The sequence below is a fragment of the Mycobacterium sp. E2733 genome (assembly GCF_001667585.1).
GTDB lineage: Bacteria > Actinomycetota > Actinomycetes > Mycobacteriales > Mycobacteriaceae > Mycobacterium.
The window spans coordinates 68,248-86,253 of sequence record NZ_LZJZ01000104.1 but is presented as its reverse complement, the minus strand read 5'-3'; the positions used below and the strand labels follow the sequence as shown (position 1 = coordinate 86,253).

At 67.0% G+C, this 18,006-nt stretch carries 17 protein-coding genes and 2 pseudogenes; 12 read left to right on the top strand and 7 right to left on the bottom strand.

Annotated features, from left to right (window positions below):
• The first annotated feature begins 17 nt into the window (after nt 1-17).
• A pseudogene (locus A5678_RS19465) lies at nt 18-2,286 on the top strand (FUSC family protein).
• Here the strand turns inward: A5678_RS19465 and A5678_RS19460 are convergent.
• Nucleotides 2,256-2,663 (bottom strand): hypothetical protein, encoded by a 408-nt coding sequence (locus A5678_RS19460; protein WP_156746997.1) that lies wholly within the window; start codon nt 2,661-2,663, stop codon nt 2,256-2,258. The pseudogene A5678_RS19465 and the gene A5678_RS19460 sit on opposite strands and share 31 nt — an antisense overlap.
• Nucleotides 2,664-2,762: 99 nt before the next feature.
• Here A5678_RS19460 and A5678_RS19455 point away from each other — a divergent pair, with 99 nt between their 5' ends.
• Both A5678_RS19455 and A5678_RS19450 read left to right on the top strand, forming a co-directional pair.
• Nucleotides 2,763-4,016: a cytochrome P450 gene (locus A5678_RS19455; protein WP_068045376.1), complete on the top strand. Its 1,254-nt coding sequence runs from the start codon at nt 2,763-2,765 to the stop codon at nt 4,014-4,016.
• A 112-nt stretch (nt 4,017-4,128) separates the two neighbouring features.
• Complete coding sequence (locus A5678_RS19450) at nt 4,129-4,638, top strand: SRPBCC family protein (RefSeq protein WP_068045374.1); 510 nt, start codon at nt 4,129-4,131, stop codon at nt 4,636-4,638.
• Here A5678_RS19450 and A5678_RS19445 read toward each other — a convergent pair.
• Nucleotides 4,616-5,035, bottom strand: a complete 420-nt coding sequence (locus A5678_RS19445) for a MerR family transcriptional regulator (RefSeq protein WP_231983716.1) — start codon at nt 5,033-5,035, stop codon at nt 4,616-4,618. The two genes, A5678_RS19450 and A5678_RS19445, sit on opposite strands and share 23 nt — an antisense overlap.
• Nucleotides 5,036-5,117: 82 nt before the next feature.
• Between A5678_RS19445 and A5678_RS19440 the strand changes: the two genes are divergently transcribed.
• The 3 genes from A5678_RS19440 to A5678_RS19430 are packed head-to-tail and all read left to right on the top strand — an operon-like array spanning nt 5,118 to nt 6,998.
• Complete coding sequence (locus A5678_RS19440; protein ID WP_068045368.1) at nt 5,118-5,447, top strand: hypothetical protein; 330 nt, start codon at nt 5,118-5,120, stop codon at nt 5,445-5,447.
• Entirely contained in the window at nt 5,444-5,809 is a 366-nt protein-coding gene (locus tag A5678_RS19435) for an STAS/SEC14 domain-containing protein (RefSeq protein WP_068045363.1), read from the top strand. The genes A5678_RS19440 and A5678_RS19435 overlap by 4 nt, the downstream gene beginning before the upstream one ends.
• A gap of 7 nt (nt 5,810-5,816) precedes the next feature.
• Nucleotides 5,817-6,998 (top strand): FAD-binding domain, encoded by a 1,182-nt coding sequence (locus tag A5678_RS19430; RefSeq protein ID WP_068045360.1) that lies wholly within the window; start codon nt 5,817-5,819, stop codon nt 6,996-6,998.
• Here A5678_RS19430 and A5678_RS19425 read toward each other — a convergent pair whose 3' ends face one another.
• Both A5678_RS19425 and A5678_RS19420 read right to left on the bottom strand, forming a co-directional pair.
• The gene (locus A5678_RS19425; protein WP_068045356.1) at nt 6,999-8,369 is read right to left on the bottom strand and encodes a cytochrome P450; all 1,371 of its coding nucleotides are present in this window, start codon (nt 8,367-8,369) and stop codon (nt 6,999-7,001) included. It abuts the gene before it with no gap.
• 45 nt (nt 8,370-8,414) lie between these two features.
• Nucleotides 8,415-9,287 (bottom strand): alpha/beta fold hydrolase, encoded by an 873-nt coding sequence (locus tag A5678_RS19420; protein WP_068045614.1) that lies wholly within the window; start codon nt 9,285-9,287, stop codon nt 8,415-8,417.
• Nucleotides 9,288-9,396: 109 nt separating this feature from the next.
• Between A5678_RS19420 and A5678_RS19415 the strand changes: the two genes are divergently transcribed.
• The 4 genes and pseudogenes from A5678_RS19415 (at nt 9,397) to A5678_RS19405 (ending at nt 13,095) form a co-directional block, all read left to right on the top strand.
• Nucleotides 9,397-10,296, top strand: coding sequence for an NYN domain-containing protein (locus A5678_RS19415; protein ID WP_068045353.1), 900 nt, complete (start codon nt 9,397-9,399; stop codon nt 10,294-10,296).
• Complete coding sequence (locus A5678_RS19410) at nt 10,283-11,476, top strand: MFS transporter (protein WP_068045350.1); 1,194 nt, start codon at nt 10,283-10,285, stop codon at nt 11,474-11,476. Before A5678_RS19415 ends, A5678_RS19410 begins: the two co-directional genes overlap by 14 nt.
• 39 nt (nt 11,477-11,515) lie before the next feature.
• A pseudogene (locus A5678_RS28215) lies at nt 11,516-11,641 on the top strand (cytochrome P450); the annotation flags it as partial.
• Nucleotides 11,642-11,745: 104 nt separating this feature from the next.
• A complete protein-coding gene (locus A5678_RS19405) occupies nt 11,746-13,095 on the top strand; it encodes a hypothetical protein (protein ID WP_068045347.1) in 1,350 nt (449 codons plus the stop codon).
• A gap of 5 nt (nt 13,096-13,100) precedes the next feature.
• Here the strand turns inward: A5678_RS19405 and A5678_RS19400 are convergent, their stop codons facing one another.
• Nucleotides 13,101-13,997: an alpha/beta hydrolase gene (locus tag A5678_RS19400; protein WP_197502200.1), complete on the bottom strand. Its 897-nt coding sequence runs from the start codon at nt 13,995-13,997 to the stop codon at nt 13,101-13,103.
• Between the two features lie 73 nt (nt 13,998-14,070).
• A complete protein-coding gene (locus tag A5678_RS27620) occupies nt 14,071-15,012 on the bottom strand; it encodes a ferritin family protein (RefSeq protein ID WP_231983723.1) in 942 nt (313 codons plus the stop codon).
• Nucleotides 15,013-15,212: 200 nt separating this feature from the next.
• Between A5678_RS27620 and A5678_RS19390 the strand changes: the two genes are divergently transcribed.
• The gene (locus A5678_RS19390) at nt 15,213-15,956 is read left to right on the top strand and encodes a 2-thiouracil desulfurase family protein (protein ID WP_068045341.1); all 744 of its coding nucleotides are present in this window, start codon (nt 15,213-15,215) and stop codon (nt 15,954-15,956) included.
• Between the two features lie 643 nt (nt 15,957-16,599).
• Here the strand turns inward: A5678_RS19390 and A5678_RS19380 are convergent.
• Complete coding sequence (locus A5678_RS19380; RefSeq protein ID WP_068045336.1) at nt 16,600-16,821, bottom strand: hypothetical protein; 222 nt, start codon at nt 16,819-16,821, stop codon at nt 16,600-16,602.
• Nucleotides 16,822-16,998: 177 nt separating this feature from the next.
• On the opposite strand from A5678_RS19380, the gene A5678_RS19375 reads away from it, so the two are divergent.
• The gene (locus A5678_RS19375) at nt 16,999-18,003 is read left to right on the top strand and encodes a cation diffusion facilitator family transporter (protein WP_068045332.1); all 1,005 of its coding nucleotides are present in this window, start codon (nt 16,999-17,001) and stop codon (nt 18,001-18,003) included.
• Nucleotides 18,004-18,006: the final 3 nt, after the last annotated feature.

Below are 18,006 nucleotides of genomic sequence, written 5' to 3'. Positions count from 1 at the left end.
AACAGGCCGGCAACTGGGTGATCGGCTCCGATCCCGGTTTGCTGCGACTGCGGATGGCGACGCGGACGACGGCCGCGCTCGGCTGTTCGCTGCTGGCGCTCTACGTCCTGACCCGGGCGACGGGACAGCCGCTGACCGTCGCCTTGCTGGGCGTCGTCATCACGATGGTGGCGTCCCGGTCCGTCAACGAGCCGGACCCGCACCAGCAGCGGATCACCATGGCGTTGCTGCCCCTGCCCGCCGCCGTATCCATCACGGCCGCCGCGGTGCTCGCGTCCCACCAGGTGATCAGCGACGCGGTGTTCGTGATCGTCGTGTTCACCGCGGCGTACATTCGCCGCTTCGGGGCGCGCGGCCGGGCGCTGGGCATGGTCGCGTTCATGTCCTACTTCTTCACCTTGTATCTGCTTCTTCACCTTGTATCTGCGAGCGCGCGTCTCGGAGCTGCCGTGGATGATCGGGGCGGTCGCGGTGGGCACTGTCTGCACGTTCGTGCTGACCACCTACGTCATGCCCGATCGGCCCGAGCGCGTGCTGCGGGCGACGGTCCGGGCGTTGCGGGCGCGGATGGCGATCGTCGTCGACACCACCGCCGAAGCCGTGCGTACCGGCCGCCTCGACGAACGGCGCCGGCGTCGCATGCGGGCGCGGACCCTCCGGCTCAACGAGACCGCCCTGATGGTGCAGAGCCAGATCGAGGACAAGGCCGATCCGGCCATGCTGTGGCCGGGTGTCACCGCCGAACGGTTGGCCCCGTGGCTGCTGGACGCCGAGCTGGCCATCGAATGGGTGGCCACGGCCGGGCGCCGGGCCGCCGCACTCATGTCGGAGGACCCGGGCGCGATACCCGCCCCGCCCCGGGTCGCGCTCATCGACGCGCTCTCGCGGCTGGCGCGGGCCATCCGGCTACCCGAGCCCGACGGCCTCCGGCAAGCCGCCGCCCTGGCGCAACGGCTGCTTGACGAGCAGTGCGGTCCGGCGACGGCCCAGGCGGACGATGACCCGGGCAGCGCCGCCGTGCGCCGCCTCGCCCTGGCGATAATCAACGCCGCCACAGCGACTTCGGACGTCCGGGCCATCGTCGACCGCGCGGCCACCGACGGTGCGCCGGAGAGCACCGACAGCGAGCGGCCGCCGGCGTCCGACGGCGCACCCCCGGACGCGCCCGCCGAGCCCGCCGAGGAAGCGCAGCCGTCGGGTCTGCTACCGACCACCCGGCAGGCCATCCAGGTAGCCGTCGCCGCATCGCTCGCGATCGTCGCCGGCGAACTGGTGTCGCCGGCGCGCTGGTACTGGGCGGTGATCGCCGCGTTCGTCATCTTCGCCGGCACCAACTCGTGGGGCGAGACCCTGACCAAAGGCTGGCAACGCCTGCTCGGGACCTTGCTCGGCGTGCCCTGCGGCGTGCTGGTGGCCACATTGCTGGCCGGCGACCGGACGGCCGCGCTCGCCGGCATCTTCGTGTGCCTGTTCTGCGCCTTCTATTTCATGACGGTCACCTACAGCCTGATGACCTTCTGGATCACCACGATGCTGGCATTGCTGTACGGCCTGCTCGGCCAATTCTCTTTCGGCGTACTGATGTTGCGGATCGAAGAGACCGCGCTCGGGGCGGTCATCGGAGCCACCGTGGCCGTCGTCGTGTTGCCGACGCACACCAGGGCCGCGATCCGCGACGACACGCGCACGTTTCTGGCCAGCCTGTCGACCCTGATCGAGGTGTCCGCCGCGACCATGTTCGGTGAGGAGGACAGCGTCAGCCCGTCCGAGCAGGCACGCCAGTTGGACCGGGATCTGCAGCAGTTCCGGGTCACCGCCAAGCCGCTGCTGGCGGGGGTTGCCGGCCTCGCGGGCCGGCGCAGCATTCGCCGGGCGCTGCGCATCTTCGCGGCCTGCGACCGGTACGGCCGCAGCCTGGCGCGCAGCAGCGAGCAGTACCAGGACCCGGTGGGGTCGCCGCCCCTTGCCGACACCTTCTCGGTCGCCGCGACGCAGACGCGCCACAACATCGACGCGCTGGCCGCCGCGATCGGCAGCGGCCGCGCGCCGACCATCGTCTCTGCGGCGGACGACCTCGACGCCGCCGAAACCCTGGCGCGACAGCGAGACGGCGAGGCGGGATCACCGGGGCCCGATACCCGGCGATTCCTCACCGCGGTGCACGCGCTGCGTCAGATCGAGCGGGCCATCGTGACCGCGGCCACCAACCTCGGCGGGCGCGAAACCGCCAGCACCGAATTCCACACTGACGGATTTCAGAGGCCGGGCAGGCAAGCGGGGAAATAGCACGGCTGATTGGGCCCCTGCGCCTTTCGCACCAGGTCGAACAACGCAAGCGTGGTTTGCAGCAGCCGCAGTTCCACCCCCGGCCGCTGCGCCGGCGGAAGATCTTGCACGTCGTTGGACACCGTGGTGGCCTGCTGCTGCAGCTGCGCCAGCCGTTGTTGACGTTGCGCCGGCGTCAGGTTGTCCCAGTTGTCGTGCAATTCGTTCACCTGTCGCTGCAGCTCGGCCACTTCCGCTTCCGGGTCGGGGGTGGCCGGCGGCTCGAGCCGGTAACCGTGGCCGGACAGTGGTCGCGCCGTCACGTCGGCCCCCGCGGGGCAGGCCGTCACCAGCGCGCAGACCGTCAGGCCGGCGACCGCCATCGCTGCAATTTTCATGAAGGCTTCTTTTCTTCGAGGCTCGGCTTTATGGTGCTGGCAGTAAGACATGTCGGGTTTGCTACCGATCCCAATAGACACGTCTCTAGGAGAAATCGGATGGCCACACCGAACCTCCCACCGGGCTTTGATTTCACCGATCCCGATATCTATGCCCACCGGCTGCCGGCGCGGGAGTTCGCCGAACTGCGCGCGACGGAACCGATCTGGTGGAACGAGCAGGCGCCCGACGCCGGCGGGTTCGGCGACGGGGGCTACTGGGTGGTGACCAAGCACCGCGACATCCGCGATGCCTCGCTGCGCAGCGACGTATTCTCCTCCGCGACCAAGTCGATCGTCCCGCGTTACCGAGACGACTTGGCGGCCGGGCAGATTGAGGCGGGCCGGGCATCGATGATCATGATGGACGACCCCGAGCACAGCCGATTGCGCAAGATCGTCTCGCGGGCCTTCACGCCCCGCGCGGTCGAGCGGCTGCGCGCCGAACTGTCGGAGCGCGCGCGGCGCATCGTGACCCAAGCCGCCGCGGCCGGTTCGGGCGACTTCGTCCGCCAGGTCGCCTGCGAACTACCGCTGCAGGCCATCTGCGGGCTACTGGGCGTTCCGCACCAGGACTACCAAAAGTTGTTCGACTGGACCAACAACATGATCGGCAGCGACGACCCGGAGTTCGCGGGCAACGACGCGCTGACCTCTGCGGGCGAGTTGATGTGGTACGCAATGCAATTGGCTGCACGCAAGCGGGAGCATCCTGGGGACGACATCGTCACCACGCTGATCCAGGCCGACGCCGAAGGCCAGCGGCTGTCCGAGGCGGAGTTCGGCATGTTCGTGGTCACCCTCGCCGTCGCCGGAAACGAGACGACGCGCAACTCCATCACGCAGGGAATGATGGCCTTCACCGATTACCCGGAGCAGTGGGAGCTGTTCAAGGCGCGGCGACCCAAGACCGCCGCCGACGAGATAATCCGTTGGGCGACACCGATAACGGCTTTTCAGCGCACCGCGTGCCAGGACACCGTGCTCGGTGGGGTCCGGATCAGCAAAGGCCAGCGCGTCGTGCTGTTCTACCGCTCGGCCAACTTCGACGAAGAGGTTTTCGACGAGCCCTACACCTTCAACATCTTGCGCAGCCCGAACCCGCACGTCGGTTTCGGCGGCACCGGGGCGCACTACTGCATCGGCGCAAACCTGGCGCGCATGACGATCGACCTCATGTTCAACGCGCTCGCCGATCACCTGCCCGACCTGACTCCGCTGTCGGATCCCGAACGGCTTCGGTCGTCGTTCATCAACGGCATCAAGCACTGGCTGGTCGATTACCGGGGCACGCGGGCCCCGGTCGCCCACTAGGCCGGCTTTCCACGTCGCGCGGCCGGACCGCAAGCAGGCCGAAGCATTCACATATGCGCATACTACACTGGGTGATTGGGGAACGAGAGCAGAGAAACAGAGCAGAGAAGGGATGCGGTTCAAGGTGTTCGAGTTCAGCGAATCGGTCCTGATAGCGGCACCGCACGCGCAGGTGTGGAGTGTGCTCAGCGACATCGACCGCTGGTGGCTGGCTTCCAACGGCGAGCACGAGAGCTTGGAGCATCTCGACTCACTGCCACCGACACAGGTCGGCGCCAGGCTGCGAATCGCGGAGAAGATCGGCGGGATACCCGGTGTCGCCGAGGGGACGATCACGGCTGTGGACCCGGGCACGGCGGTCACCTGGGAAGCCGACGCGCGATATCGCTGGTTCGGAGTTTCGCTGCAGGTGGGCGAGGGTGTGACCTGGCGCGTGGAGCCGCACGATGCGTCGACCACTCGCGTCAGCGCACGGGTGTGGGCACGCTTCCCTCGCCATCTGGTGGGGCGTATCGCCGCCTTGGCGTTCGTGCACCTGCTGAACGGCGTCGAAAAGGATCGCGAACACACCCGAACTGAGTTGCGCTATCTCAGACGGCTCATCGAGGACCCACGAGGGTAATCCGAGCGGCATCGCTGGGCTCCGACAGCCCTTCCAGCACGACACAATCCGCAGCGGCCACGCCACCGCACTCGACGTTCGAGCCCGCGATCAATTCGGCGATACGGCTTTCGAGCTCCCGCAATTCCGCGAGCTTTTCCCGTACAGCGTTCAGATGAAGCTCCGCCAAGTCCCGGGCCTCCAAGCAGGAACGATCACGATCGTGCGTGAGTCGGACGAGACCGCGAACCTGCTCGACCGAGAAGTCAAGGTCGCGGCAGCGTCGAATGAACGTCACCCGTCGGAGATCGTCGTCGTCATAGCGACGCTGACCGCCAACCCTTCGCGGGCTGGGCAGAAGGCCGATCTGTTCGTAATAGCGAATCGTCGACGCGGTTGTCCCGGTCGCATCGGCCAACTCGCCAATTCTGAGAGCCATACGCCCATGGTCCCGCGTGCGTTCTTGACCCTCAACCCACTTGAAGTCCGATCCTGGAGTGATGTCTACCGAACATCGATCCACACCGGTCGCCTGCACCCTCGCGGCGTCCGACCACGCGGCGCGGATTGCGTGGATTGAAGAGCTCAATGCGACGGCGCTGGACAGCTACCAACGCGACGGTCGCCGCATGCGACTCCGGTACCGGCCGGACGCCGCCACGCAGGCACGGGAGCTGGTTCGCCGCGAGCGGGAGTGCTGCCGGTTCCTCCACTTCAGCACCGAGGAAGACGACCACGCATTCGTCGTGACGATCGACGCTCCTGCCGATTTGGCCGCCGCGCCCGATGAGCTGTTCGCGCCTTACACCCGAACGGGGGGCCAGCCGTGATAGACGTCACGCGCGAGGGCGACAGCGACGTGGTGGGGCTGCGTGCGACGAACAAACTCACCTCACGCGATTACCGCGACGTACTCACCCCCACGGTGCAAACCTTGCTTGACCGCTTCGGCAAGCTGAAGGTGCTGTTTCTCATCGATGAGCCCTTCGCCGGATGGACCCTGCGCGCGGCGTGGCTCAACACGCTGTTCGATATCAAGCACCGCAACGACTTTGCCAAGGTGGCCGTGGTCGGCGCACCACGGTGGGAGCAGTGGTGCGTCAACGTGGCTGCCGCGTTGCTGATGCGCGGCGAGTTGCGAACGTTCGACCGTGAACGACTAGACGCCGCATGGGAGTGGGTGCAAGCGTAGAGCCACCATGAGAATCGCCATCAGCGGTGCCGGCGTGGCCGGGGCTGCCCTCGCGCACTGGCTGCATCGAACCGGCCACGCGCCGACGCTGATCGAGCAGGCCCCGCACTTTCGCACCGGCGGCTACATGATCGACTTCTGGGGCGTCGGCTACCAGGTGGCCAAGCGCATGGGCATCGAGGAGTCCATCCGCGCCGCGGGTTACCAGATGGAACGGCTCCGTTCGGTCGGCTCGCGTGGCGAGGTGAAGGCGGACGTGGATGTGAACGTCTTTCGCCGGCTCCTTGGCGCCGACTTCACCAGCCTGCCGCGTGGCGATCTGGCCGCCGCGATCTACACCACCATCGAGGACAAGGTGGAAACGATCTTCGGCGACAGCATCGCCGCCGTCGAGGAGCACAGTGACGGTGTCCGACTCACCCTCGACAGCGGCGGCACACGCGATTTCGACCTGTTGATCGGCGCCGACGGACTGCATTCAAACGTGCGCCGTCTGGTCTTCGGGCCCGAGCGAGAATTCGAACGCTATCTGGGATGCAAGGTCGCGGCCTGTGTGGTCGACGGCTACCGCCCGCGCGACGAGCTGGCCTACGTCACGTACGCCGAACCCGGGCGTCAGCTGGCGCGTTTCGCGCTTCGCGGCGACCGCACCACGTTCTTATTCATCTTCCGCGCCACCGAACACCGCCACGCCGATGCGCCACCAAAAGAGGAGCTGCGCAGGGTGTTTGGCGACTGCGGCTGGGAAGCCCACGACATGCTGGCCGCACTCGACGATGGCCCCGGCGGTGTCAAAGACCTGTACTTCGACGTCGTCAGCCAGATTCGGATGGATCGCTGGTCGCGTGGCCGGGTCTTGCTGGCCGGCGATGCGGCCGGGTGCATTTCACTGCTCGGCGGCGAGGGTACCGGCCTGGCGATCACCGAGGCCTACGTGCTGGCCGGCGAACTCGCCCGCGCCCAGGGCGACCATACCCGCGCGTTCGATGCCTATGAGGCGCGCATGCGCCCCTTCATCGCGAGCAAGCAAGCCGGGGCCTCGCGCTACATCGGCTTCTTCGCCACGCGCACCCAGTTCGGGCTGTGGCTCCGAAACCTGGCGCTGCGGACCATGCATTTCGCCCCACTGGCAACGCTTTTCGCGGGCAGCGTGCGCGACGACTTCGAACTGCCCGACTACGGCATATAGCTACCGGGCCGGCTCCTGCGTTGGTGCGGGCGCTGCAATGGAAACGTCTTTCATCGCGCTGAGCCGAATGCGCGCGCCGCGATGCGGTATCAGGACAACGAATTTCAGCTTCTGTCGTTCGTCGGCCGCGGTCGTGGTGTTCAGCTCGGCCCGGCGCAAAATCTCGCGCAACACCACGCGCATCTCCACCATCGCGAAGCCGGCGCCCAGACAGCGGCGGTTTCCGCCGCCGAACGGGAACCACGTCGTCGGGCTCAGGGTGGCGCCCAGCATCCGGTCCGGATCGAACCGGCCTGGGTCCGGATACACCGCGGCGCTCGTGTGCACCAGCCCGATCCCGGGCGCCACCATGACCCCTGCCGGCAGCCGGTAGCCGGCCACGTCGGCCGGTTCGGTGAGCACCCGACCCACGTCGAACACCACCGGACGGATACGCAGTGTCTCCTTCACCAGCGCGTCGAGATACCCCTCGCCGGCCGGGTCACCCGCGGCGCTGGCCTCGGCCGCGACCACCGCCTTGGCCAATACGGCCGGGTGGCGGGTCAACCGTTCGAGCGCCCACGACAACCCGTTCGCGGTGGTGTCGTGCCCGGCCACCAGCAACGTCATCAACTGGTCCCGCAACTCGCGGTCGGACATCGTGCGGCCACCGTCGTCGGCGCGGACCAGCATGGCCAGCACGTCGGTGCGTCTGGCCAGGTCGGGATCGGCGCGGCGCTCGGCGATCTCCGCGTACAGCAGGCGGTCGGCTTCGGCCATGCACCGACGCAGCCCCCGCCACGGGAAGTACCGCTGCAGCTCCGGCTTCGCCAGTGCCAGCGTCGCCCACGGACCCACGGTGAGCAGCCGCGGCATGATTTCTCGCAGCGCGGTGAGCCGGGCCGGGTCCGTGGCGCCGATGACCGTACGCAGGATCACCTCGAGGGTGATCTCCGACATCTTTGGCGCGGCCGGGAAGCTCTCTCCCACCGGCCACCTTGCGATGTTCGCCGCGGCGATCTCGGCCATCAGCCCCGCTTGGCGTGCGACGGCGTCGCGATGGAACGGCGGCAGCATGAGACGGCGCCGATCCCGATGCACGTCTTCGTCGATGACCAGCAGGGAGCTCTCGCCCAGCAACCCGCTCAGAATTGAATTTGCTTCGCCGGCATGAAACACCTGCGGGTCACCGGCGAACACCGTCTTGATGGCCGCCGGGTCGGCCAGGTAGACGAGCGTGCCCATGCCTGCGACGCGCAGCGTGAACACGCTCCCATAACGGCGGCGGCAGGCGGCAACGAAGTGCGAGCCGCGGTGCAGCATGAACGCGGCCTGTACCGCCCGGGGCAGCCGGGGCCCCGGTGGAAGCGCGGTACGCGGGGCATTGCGCATCGCCGTAATTTTACGACCGGCGCGCGCAGGGAAGCGACGCCTAGATCACAACTGCGGCTGTGTGGTCTCCGATTGCCGGCGGTCGCCGGTCGCGATGAAGTCCTCAATCAGCTCCACCACCTGGTTCGGCGCCTCCACCTGTGCGAAGTGGCCGACACCCGGCAGGATTTCGAGCCTGGCGTCGGTACGAGCGTCGTGCGCGGCGTACGCGTGATGGACGGGAATGATGGCGTCACACTCGCCCCAGATCGCCATGACCGGTAAGTCCTCACGCAGCCGCAGCCTGTTGAGCGCGCTGACCGCCTGGCCACGGTGATCGACCACCGATCGCAGCGTCCGCAGGAAAGACTGACGCGTTTCGCCATCCGACAGCGACGAGTAGGCGCTCCACAGCTCGGCCCCGCGCGGCGACTGGATGCCGGCGTTTCTCAGCCAAGACCGGAGTCGGTTGCCGATTGACAGGACGGGCTTCGGCGCGATGATCGGCAGCACCAGCTCCGCCCCGGGCGCCGAGAGCAGCCGCAGCACCCAACCGACGTCGGGACCGAGGCCGCCACTGCTGATCAGGATCAACCGCTTCGCGTAATCGGGGTGCTGGTAGACGAACTGCATTGCCACCCCGCCGCCGAGCGATTGACCGACCAGCGTGGCCTGGCTGACACCGAGTTCGTCGAGCAGATCACGAAGCCAGACCGCGAAAGCGCCCAGCGAATAGTCCGTCCGGGGCTTCGCCGACTCGCCGTGGCCCAGCAGGTCCGGCGCGATGACCCGGAACTTCTTCGACAACTGCGGTATCACCGACCGCCAGGTCTCCGAGCTGCCCGCCATCCCGTGGATGAGCAGCAGCACCTCGCCAGCGCCCTCGTCGCGGTAGGCGACCCGATCACCGTGTAGCTCGAGAAACTTCAACTCGTTCATGGCGCGGGGATACCCGCTCTGGTCCCGCTTACGGCCGCGTCGGGCCAAATCGTGACGGAAACCGCTTCCGATCGCCACAGTGCCGCGGGCCTCAGCGATGATTTAGTCCATGACCGAACCGGTTGCGGCCCGCGTGGCCGTCTACCTCGACTTCGACAACATCGTGATTTCGCGATACGACCAGGTGCACGGCCGCAACTCGTTCCAACGGGACAAAGCCAAGGGGCTCGACCAGTATGCCGGGCGGCTGGACCGGGCCACCGTCGACGTCGGCGCGATCCTCGACTTCGCATCGTCGTTCGGCACGCTGGTGCTCACCCGTGCCTACGCGGACTGGTCGGCGGATATCAACGCCGGGTACCGCGGGCAGCTGGTGGCCCGCGCGGTCGATCTGGTGCAGTTGTTCCCCGCTGCGGCCTACGGCAAGAACGGGGCCGACATCCGGCTGGCCGTCGACGCCGTCGAGGACATGTTCCGCCTGCCCGACCTTACCCACGTGGTGGTCGTGGCCGGTGACTCGGACTACATCCCGTTGGCCCAGCGTTGCAAGAGGCTCGGCCGGTACGTCGTGGGCATCGGGGTGGCCGGTGCGTCGAGCCGGGCGCTCGCGGCGGCCTGCGACGAGTTCGTCATCTACGACTCGCTGCCGGGGGTTCCGGCGCTCGAACCCGAGCCCGCGGCCGCGGACGCCGAGGCCGAGGCGAAGCCGTCGAAGCGACGGGACGGGCGCGCCAAGCCGGCGCAGCCCGACGAGCCGGAGCCACCCGATCCGCAGGCGGCCGCGACGGCGCTGCTGACGCGCGCGCTGCAGATCGGCCTGGAGAAGGACGACGTCGACTGGCTGCACAATTCGGCGGTGAAGGCACAGATGAAGCGGATGGACCCGTCGTTCAGCGAAAGGTCTCTGGGATTCCGGTCATTCAGCGATTTCCTGCGTTCGCGGTCCGATGTCGTTGAGTTGGACGAGACGTCGACGACGCGGATGGTGCGACTTCGTGCCGCAGAGTGAAACCCGGTCAGGGCCCCGCTGGCTGACCCGCAACGTTCGGGTGCTCTCCGGGGTCTCGTTCCTGCAGGACACCGCCAGCGAGCTGTTGTATCCGCTGTTGCCGATCTACCTGACGGCGGTGCTCGGTGCGCCCCCGTCGGTGGTCGGGGCCGTCGAGGGTGCGGCCGAGGGCGCGGCGTCGCTGACGAAACTCGCGGCGGGGCCGCTCGGCGACAGGTTTCAGCGACGCCCGTTGATCGCCACCGGGTACGGAATGGCGGCGCTCGGAAAAATCATCATCGCGGTGGCGGCGGCGTGGCCGGGAGTGCTCGCCGGTCGCGTCGTTGACCGGCTCGGCAAGGGCGTCCGCGGCGCACCGCGGGACGCGCTGCTGGTCGACGATGTGGACGAGGCCCTGCGCGGCCGGGTTTTCGGCTTCCACCGCGCGATGGACACCTTTGGCGCCGTGTTCGGTCCGCTGCTCGGGTTGGTGGGGTATGAGGTGCTGGACCATCGGATCGCGCCATTGCTGTATGTCGCCATCGTGCCCGCCGTGCTCAGCGTGGCGCTCGTCTTTCTGGTGCGCGAGCGCGCCCATCGCGGCCCACCAGCGCAGCGGCAGTCCATGTGGGCCGGTGTGCGGGCTTTGCCGCAGCCCTATTGGCGGGTCACCGCGCTGCTGGTGCTCTTCAGCGTGGTCAATTTCCCGGACGCCTTGTTGTTGTTGCGGCTCAATGAAATTGGCTTCTCGGTGGTTGGGGTGATTCTGGCGTACGTCGGATACAACGCGGTCTATGCCCTGGCCAGCTACCCGGCCGGTTCGCTCGCCGACCGCATCGGCAGACCGGCGCTGTTCGGCCTCGGCCTCACATTCTTCGCGGTTGGCTACATCGGGCTGGGGCTCACCACCGACACCGTGACGGCGTGGCTGCTGATCGGCGCCTACGGATTGTTCACCGGCTGCACCGACGGCGTCGGGAAGGCCTGGATCTCGGGGTTGGTCGACCGGGAACATCAGGCCAGCGCGCAGGGCGTGTTCCAGGGCGGCATCGGGCTGGCTGTCCTGGTCGCGGGGTTGTGGGCCGGCTTCCTCTGGGGTGCGAACGGTCAACTGCCGCTGCTCATTTCGGGAGTCATCGGCGGCGTGTTCGCGGTCGGGCTGATCGGCGGCCAACTGGTCGGCGGCATACGACGCGGGTAGACCTCGGCGCACGGCCACCATACATACCTTCCTATTTGTATGGCGGAAGGTGCCGAGGTGGTGGTCAGCCGCCTGCTGAACCCGCGCACCGCGGGACCGGTTCCCTGGAAACCCATGGTGAGCCTCAGCGGCCCGAAGAGCCTGCCCATCGAGTTCGACCGCTAGCCGGTCGGCGGGCCCGGTGTGACGAATACCGCGGGATACAAGTCGCGGTTCGTCCCCGCCCGCCTTACGCTCATTGGTTACACGAACTTAACGGGGGTTTTCCGATGCGGCCGTTCACGGGGCAAACTGTGCCCAAATTCGGGCTTGCCCTCGTCGCGTCGGTCGCCTGCCTGGCCGTCGCGTCCTGTTCGGAAACCGCGTCCCCGCCCGCGGCGACCCCGACCACCTCGACTTCTCCGTCGAAAACCGCCACCAGCGCGGCTCCGTCACCAGCGGCGATAACGGGTCCGTTGGAGAAGGATTGGAAAAGCTACGGCGGAACGGCGTACTTCGGTTGCCCGGACAAATCTTCGTCGAGCAAATCCGCGCTCGAGGACATCCGCCCGAAAATCTTTGATCCCAAAACCGGTCGATACATCGCGCCGGCCGTTCCGGCGGTCGCCGCCGGCGAGAATCTCACCGGCGCCATCTGCGCGCTGACGGGCAGTGCGGAGGACATGAGGGTCGTCTACATCGTCACGACCGTCAAACCCGCCCAAGCGCAACAACCCGCCGTCACGAAAACGACCGCATACGCCTACGACTTCAAGGCGGGTCAACCGTTGGCGACGAAGGAACTGCAGCCGCCCACCCCGAACCTCAAGTTCACCGCGGCGAAGGACTGGGGGCTCGCCTCGACCGCGACGGGCGTGGCCTGGACCAACGCCTTCACCGACGGACACGCCCCCACGTCGCCGCCCCGGACCGTCATCCTTTCCGCCACCGACCTGTCGACGCCGTGGAGCGACCCACAATCCGGGCGCGCCTGGCAGGACGTCCTTGCGTTTCAGCGCAACACCGACCCGGGCAAGACGTCGGGCGCAGAGCTGCGCCGGCCCAGCGGAGAGGTGATTTACCAGGACAACGACATTCGCAGCGTAGACGCCGAATTGACCTATGGTCCAAACAAACTGGTGCAAGTCACGCACTGGGATTCCCACAATCCCCCGGCGTTGTCGACGATGTTCTATGACCTGAACGCCAAGGCCGTCATCAAGATCGGCGATTCCGATCGCATTCCCGGCGGCGGGCTGTCCGCGACGTTGTCGGACGGGAAATTGTTTGTCGACGGCCATGATTCGGATACCTCCTCGTTCGGCTTCGGGGTGTGGAACCTGCGTAGCCAGCAGTGGGATTTCCTGAAGACGCGGGATGACGCGAAGAAGATGTCGATTGCCAAGGTGGCGTTTTTCGAAGACCACCTCTACATCACCAACGTCGGCAATACGTTTGCCGTCCTCGCCCTGCCCGCCACCGATCCGATTGCGACCACTTGGTCAGTTCGGCCCTTCGCGCGAATATCGGGCTGGACGCTGGTATGCCGCGGTGAGAATGCCGCGGCCTTGAACGGGGACTGCAAGGACATCGTGATGGTGCAAGACCAGGACGGCCACTTCCCGGGCCCCTGGACCTGAACCCGTCAGCCATCCCGTATCAAGTGCCGGCGTAGGAATTCCGTCTCCACGGCGCTGATCTCCTCGAACAGCGCGCCAGTGTAGACGTCGAAGTGCCCCACCGGATAGCGGTGCAGTTCAACGTTATTCATCCCTGACGCGATGCGCACCGCGAATCTGGGCGACGCTTGCAGGTCCCGGTCGCCCACGCACATCAGGACCGGCATGCGCAACTTCTCCGCGGTGCCTTCGTGGTAGCGCGGCAGGGCGAACAGCATGCGCGGAGCCAACGCATTGCGCCAGCCGACGGCTTCGCCGCCCAGCGCCTCGAACGCGGATTTCGCTTCGGGCTCAGTGAATACCGCAATCTCGCCGGGATCGGCTACCACGGGAACCAGATACGGCGGCCGACCCAACTTCGCGCCAATCACGTCGCACAACGCGGCGACGGTGAATTGCAGCGTCCGCCACGTCACATCCCAACTGAGACGCTCGCGGAGCCTGCGCCCACGGTGCCAACCGTCGATCAGCGGTACCTGCAGCACCACGGCGGCGATTTCCGGATCCGTCGCGGCGACCGCCAGCACGTGGCTGCCGCTGAGCGAGGTCCCCCACAAAGCGACCCGATGCGGATCGATATCTTCGCGACCTCGCACGTATCGCACCGCCGCCCGGTAGTCGTCTCGTTGTTCGGCGACGTCGATCACTTGCCTAGGTTCGCCGCCGCTGGCTCCGAAATGCCGGTAGTCGAACGCCAGCACCGCGAGGCCCGCCGCGGTGAATTTCGCTGCGTACGCCGGCAGCCCGAGGCGCTTGGTGGCGCTGCCGCCGTGTCCCATCACCACGCACGCGAGGCCTTTTCCCGCCTTTGCGGGCCGGTAGAGATCGGCCGCGCAAGGCACCCCGCCGGACTCGAAGGACACTTCATGAAGCACTAGCTATGGCACCCCGACGTGCCGGCGGCCCTGCCGCCCGGTTCCCGCCTCCGCCATGTGGTCATGACGCAGCCAGTGCCCTCTGAAACGTCTGCTGGTGGGTCTTCTCGTCACCGGCGATTTCCCGGAACAGGTTGGCGGCCTGAGGGTTTCCTGCCCGGTCGGCTTGGCGGGCGTAGTCGGGGTACATGACGTCGGCCTCGTGCTGCTCGCCGTTGATCGCGTCTTGCAAGTTGGCGTTGGTGTCGGTCCCCACCAACCCGGCCAGCGTGGCCAGCGTCGCGAAATGCTCGTTCAACTCGATGTTTGCGGTGTTGGTGAAGAGCTGCGCTACAGCCGAGTTACCCTCTCGCCGCGCCTGATCGGCGTAGCGCATGTATTTGGCGTAGGCGAAGGCCTCGCCCTGCATGGCGGTGCGCAGGTTCGCCAGCGTGGCCCCGGAGGACCGCGGGGGCCCGGGCGTGATGGCCACCGGCGTCGGCGCTACACCGGCCGGTAGCGAAGCGCCGCCGCCAGGGTTGCCCACCACGTCGAGTGCCGCTTGGAAGTGCTTGAGGTGGGTTGCCTCGTCGGCGCCGATCTCGCGGAAAGCCGATGCCGCGGCCTGGTCGTTTTCAGCGGCGGCCTGCTTCGCGAAACCCGGGTACATGACGCTGGCCTCATTCGTCTCGCCGTTGATCGCGTCGCGCAGGTTGGCCGCGATGTCGCTGCCCAGCCCGACCAGATCGGCCTCGCGCGCAAAGTGATCCATGTGCTCGGTCTGCGCGGCATTGGTGAAGTCCTGCGCGGCCTGGGTCCGCCCGACCTGCTGCGCCTGGGTGGCATACGCCAGATACTTCGCATGGGCGAGCGCCTCACCGTGCATGGCTGACAACGCGTTTGATCGGGTCGAATCGGCCAGCGGGGAGGTCGACGATGCCGGCGGCGCCGGGTGACTGGAGCATGCCGCCATCAGCAGTGCGGCCATGCCGGCCACAACCATCAACCATCTGGCCTGATACATGGTCAACCCCGCATTTGATGTATCGAACGTCGCGCTGTAGCGCCGACGGTAGTGGTCGGCACCATGGCAGACCTAGGGGCGGAAGTCCCGTACCATCGCTCGACCAGCACGGCTTCGCGCCTGGGCGGCGCCACCTGTCGGCCGCGAGCAGCGACGAAAAGCCGCTCCGCGGCCGTCCGAGCCGAGATACCGTATCGAGCATGCGCGGCAGACCGACGCCGCCGCGAGCCCGGCTACTGCTCGACCAGCTGCGCGACGAGCGCGGTCTGCGGGTTGTGCTCGTCTCGCACTGTCTGCTGAACGAGAACACGCGTTACGCGGGCGGCGCCACCCGACCCGGTGCGGTGCGGGAGGTGGTCGAAGAGCTGACGAACGCGGGTTACGGAATTCACCAGCTGCCGTGTCCGGAGCGGCAAGCCTGGGGTGGGGTATTGAAGCCACACAGCCTGCACCTGTACCACTCCAAGGGCGGATTGCTGTACCGGCTGCGCGGCCCATTGCTGGGCGCGTTCGTGCTTTGGACGCGCCTCGTCTATCGGCGCTTGGCGCGGCAGGTCGCCCGCGACGTCGCCGACTACCAGCGTTCCGGCATCACGGTGGCCGGCATCGTCGGGATCGGCGCCTCACCATCGTGTGGGGTGACCACGACGCTGGACATGCGGGCCTCGCTGGAGGTGGTCGCGGCCTGCCCGGCCGCCGCCCTCACTCGGGATGTGATGAACGAGCGCGCCGTTCTCGGGTGCCGGCGCACCGGCGAGGGCTTGTTCATCGCCGCGCTGGATCGACAATTGCACCGTCGGGGATTAGGGGTCCCGGCGCTCGAACACGACCTCGCCGCGGAGCTCCGCGGTACGCGGCAGGCGCTGCTCGCCGCGGGCGCGGCGCGGACGCTGGGAAGAGTCGGGCGCCGAGAGACGCCCTCCGACGGCTTTCGAAGCCGCTGACCTGCTTTCCGATTCCCGGCTGTGGTGGCTCCGCCTGCGCCCGTAACGACCAGACACCTTCAGCGACGATGACGTCGACGCTTTTACCCTACCGGGGTATGGTTGCCCAATGGAAGCAGCGGGGTCTTGCTGCTGCGGACCCACCGACTGCACGCGTGGTGGTGACGCCGATAGCACGCCCGGCGGCAGGCCGTAAGTGGTTAATTTCCAAATAATTACGAGGCTCGTCATCAGTATCGGGATTGTCCTCGGTGCCGGAATGGGGCAGCGCCACCGCAAATGCAACGGACTTTAGTTCCTACCCCGGGGGGTATAGGCGCGCCACATTTGGCCGTATGCACAATCGAGAATGGAGATTCTCATGAAATCTCGAGCGATGACGGCGATCGCGCTGTTCAGCGGTGCAACGGCGCTGACTTTGGTGCCAGGCCTTGGCGGCAGCCAATTGCTCAGCAACACAACCACATCGATCGCAACCCCGACATCCACCCCAGTCAGCCCACTAGGGATTTCAACGGTCCCGGTGGTGACACCGGTTGTATTCCTCATATCAATTGTTAGGCGTGGAGCGCGCCGTCGAGGCGCGAATGCGGACAGAGATGGGTTGCGCCCGAACCCATTCGGGCGATGACGCGTCGAGCAGCTAGAAGAGGTGGGGAGTGCTTCGGTGATGTCGGTGGTCGTAGTGTACGACCCCCGCGACGACGCCGGCCCCGACGACGACACAAGACAGCAGCGCGGCGGCCGCCACCATCGCCCAGCCCAGGTGGCCGGTACCGGCTGCGAAGAGCGCCATCGGGAGCGCCGCGAACGCGAGCAGCGTGGACAGCCACCCGGTCCAGGCGGCAAATCTGTTGAGCAACATGATCGACTCCTTAGCCGTCAGTCACGATCATCGTCCTTGTCATGACCGGGCGTCTAGGTTTTCCAATTGCGCCTAAGCGTTGGTCGAGCTGTTCTGCCGCCGCCGGCGAGCGCTCGCGAGCAATGGTTGAGTGACTTATTATCTGCGTATGCATGCAGGTAATCGGGGAGCGCGGCGGTGAACGCGTATAGCGGGCACGATCACGAGCACCACCATGGGCCTGGCCACGAACATGCCCACCGGGTCCGCGGCATCGTCAGCCAAATTTTCGTCCCGCATAGCCACGACGTCGCCGACAGTGTCGACACCGCTCTGAAATCCAGCGCCACCGGCATCCGGGCCGTCAAGATCAGCCTCATCGGCCTGGCCGCGACCGCCGGCATACAGGTGATCGTCGCCGCCGTCTCGGGATCGATCGCGCTGGCCGCCGACACCATTCACAATTTCTCCGATGCACTGACCTCGGTCCCCCTCTGGATCGCGTTTTCCTTGGGCCGTCGCGCGGCCACCCGGCGATACACCTACGGCTATGGGCGCGCCGAAGACATCGCGGGCCTGTTCGTCATCGGCATGATCGCCCTGTCGGCGATCATCGCCGGCTACGAAGCCGTCCTGCGGCTCATCCACCCCGTCGCTGTCCATCACGTCGCCTGGGTCGCGGCGGCCGGCATCGTGGGCTTCCTGGGCAACGAGGGGGTCGCAAGCTACCGTATCCGGATCGGCCGCCGGATCGGCTCGGCCGCCCTCGTTGCCGACGGCCTACACGCGCGAACCGACGGATTCACCTCGCTGGCAGTGCTTTTCGGAGCGATCGGTGTTGCTCTGGGCCACCCGGTTGCCGACCCGGTCATCGGCATGATCATCACGGTGGCGATCGTGGCGGTGCTGTACCGCGCCGCGCGCGACATCTTCCGTCGGCTCATGGATGCGGTGGACCCCAGGCTCGTCGACACCGCCGAAGCATGCCTTGGCGCGCGGCCTGGCGTCTGCAGCGTGCGCAGCATCCGGATGCGGTGGATCGGTCACCAGCTGCACGCCGACGCGGAACTCGACATCGATCCCGGTACCAGCCTCGAGGATGCCCACCGCATCGCTCACGACGCCGAACACCAACTCACTCACGCGGTGCCCAGGCTCAACAGCGCACTCGTCCACGCCTACCCGGCGCACCCTAAGCAATAGGCC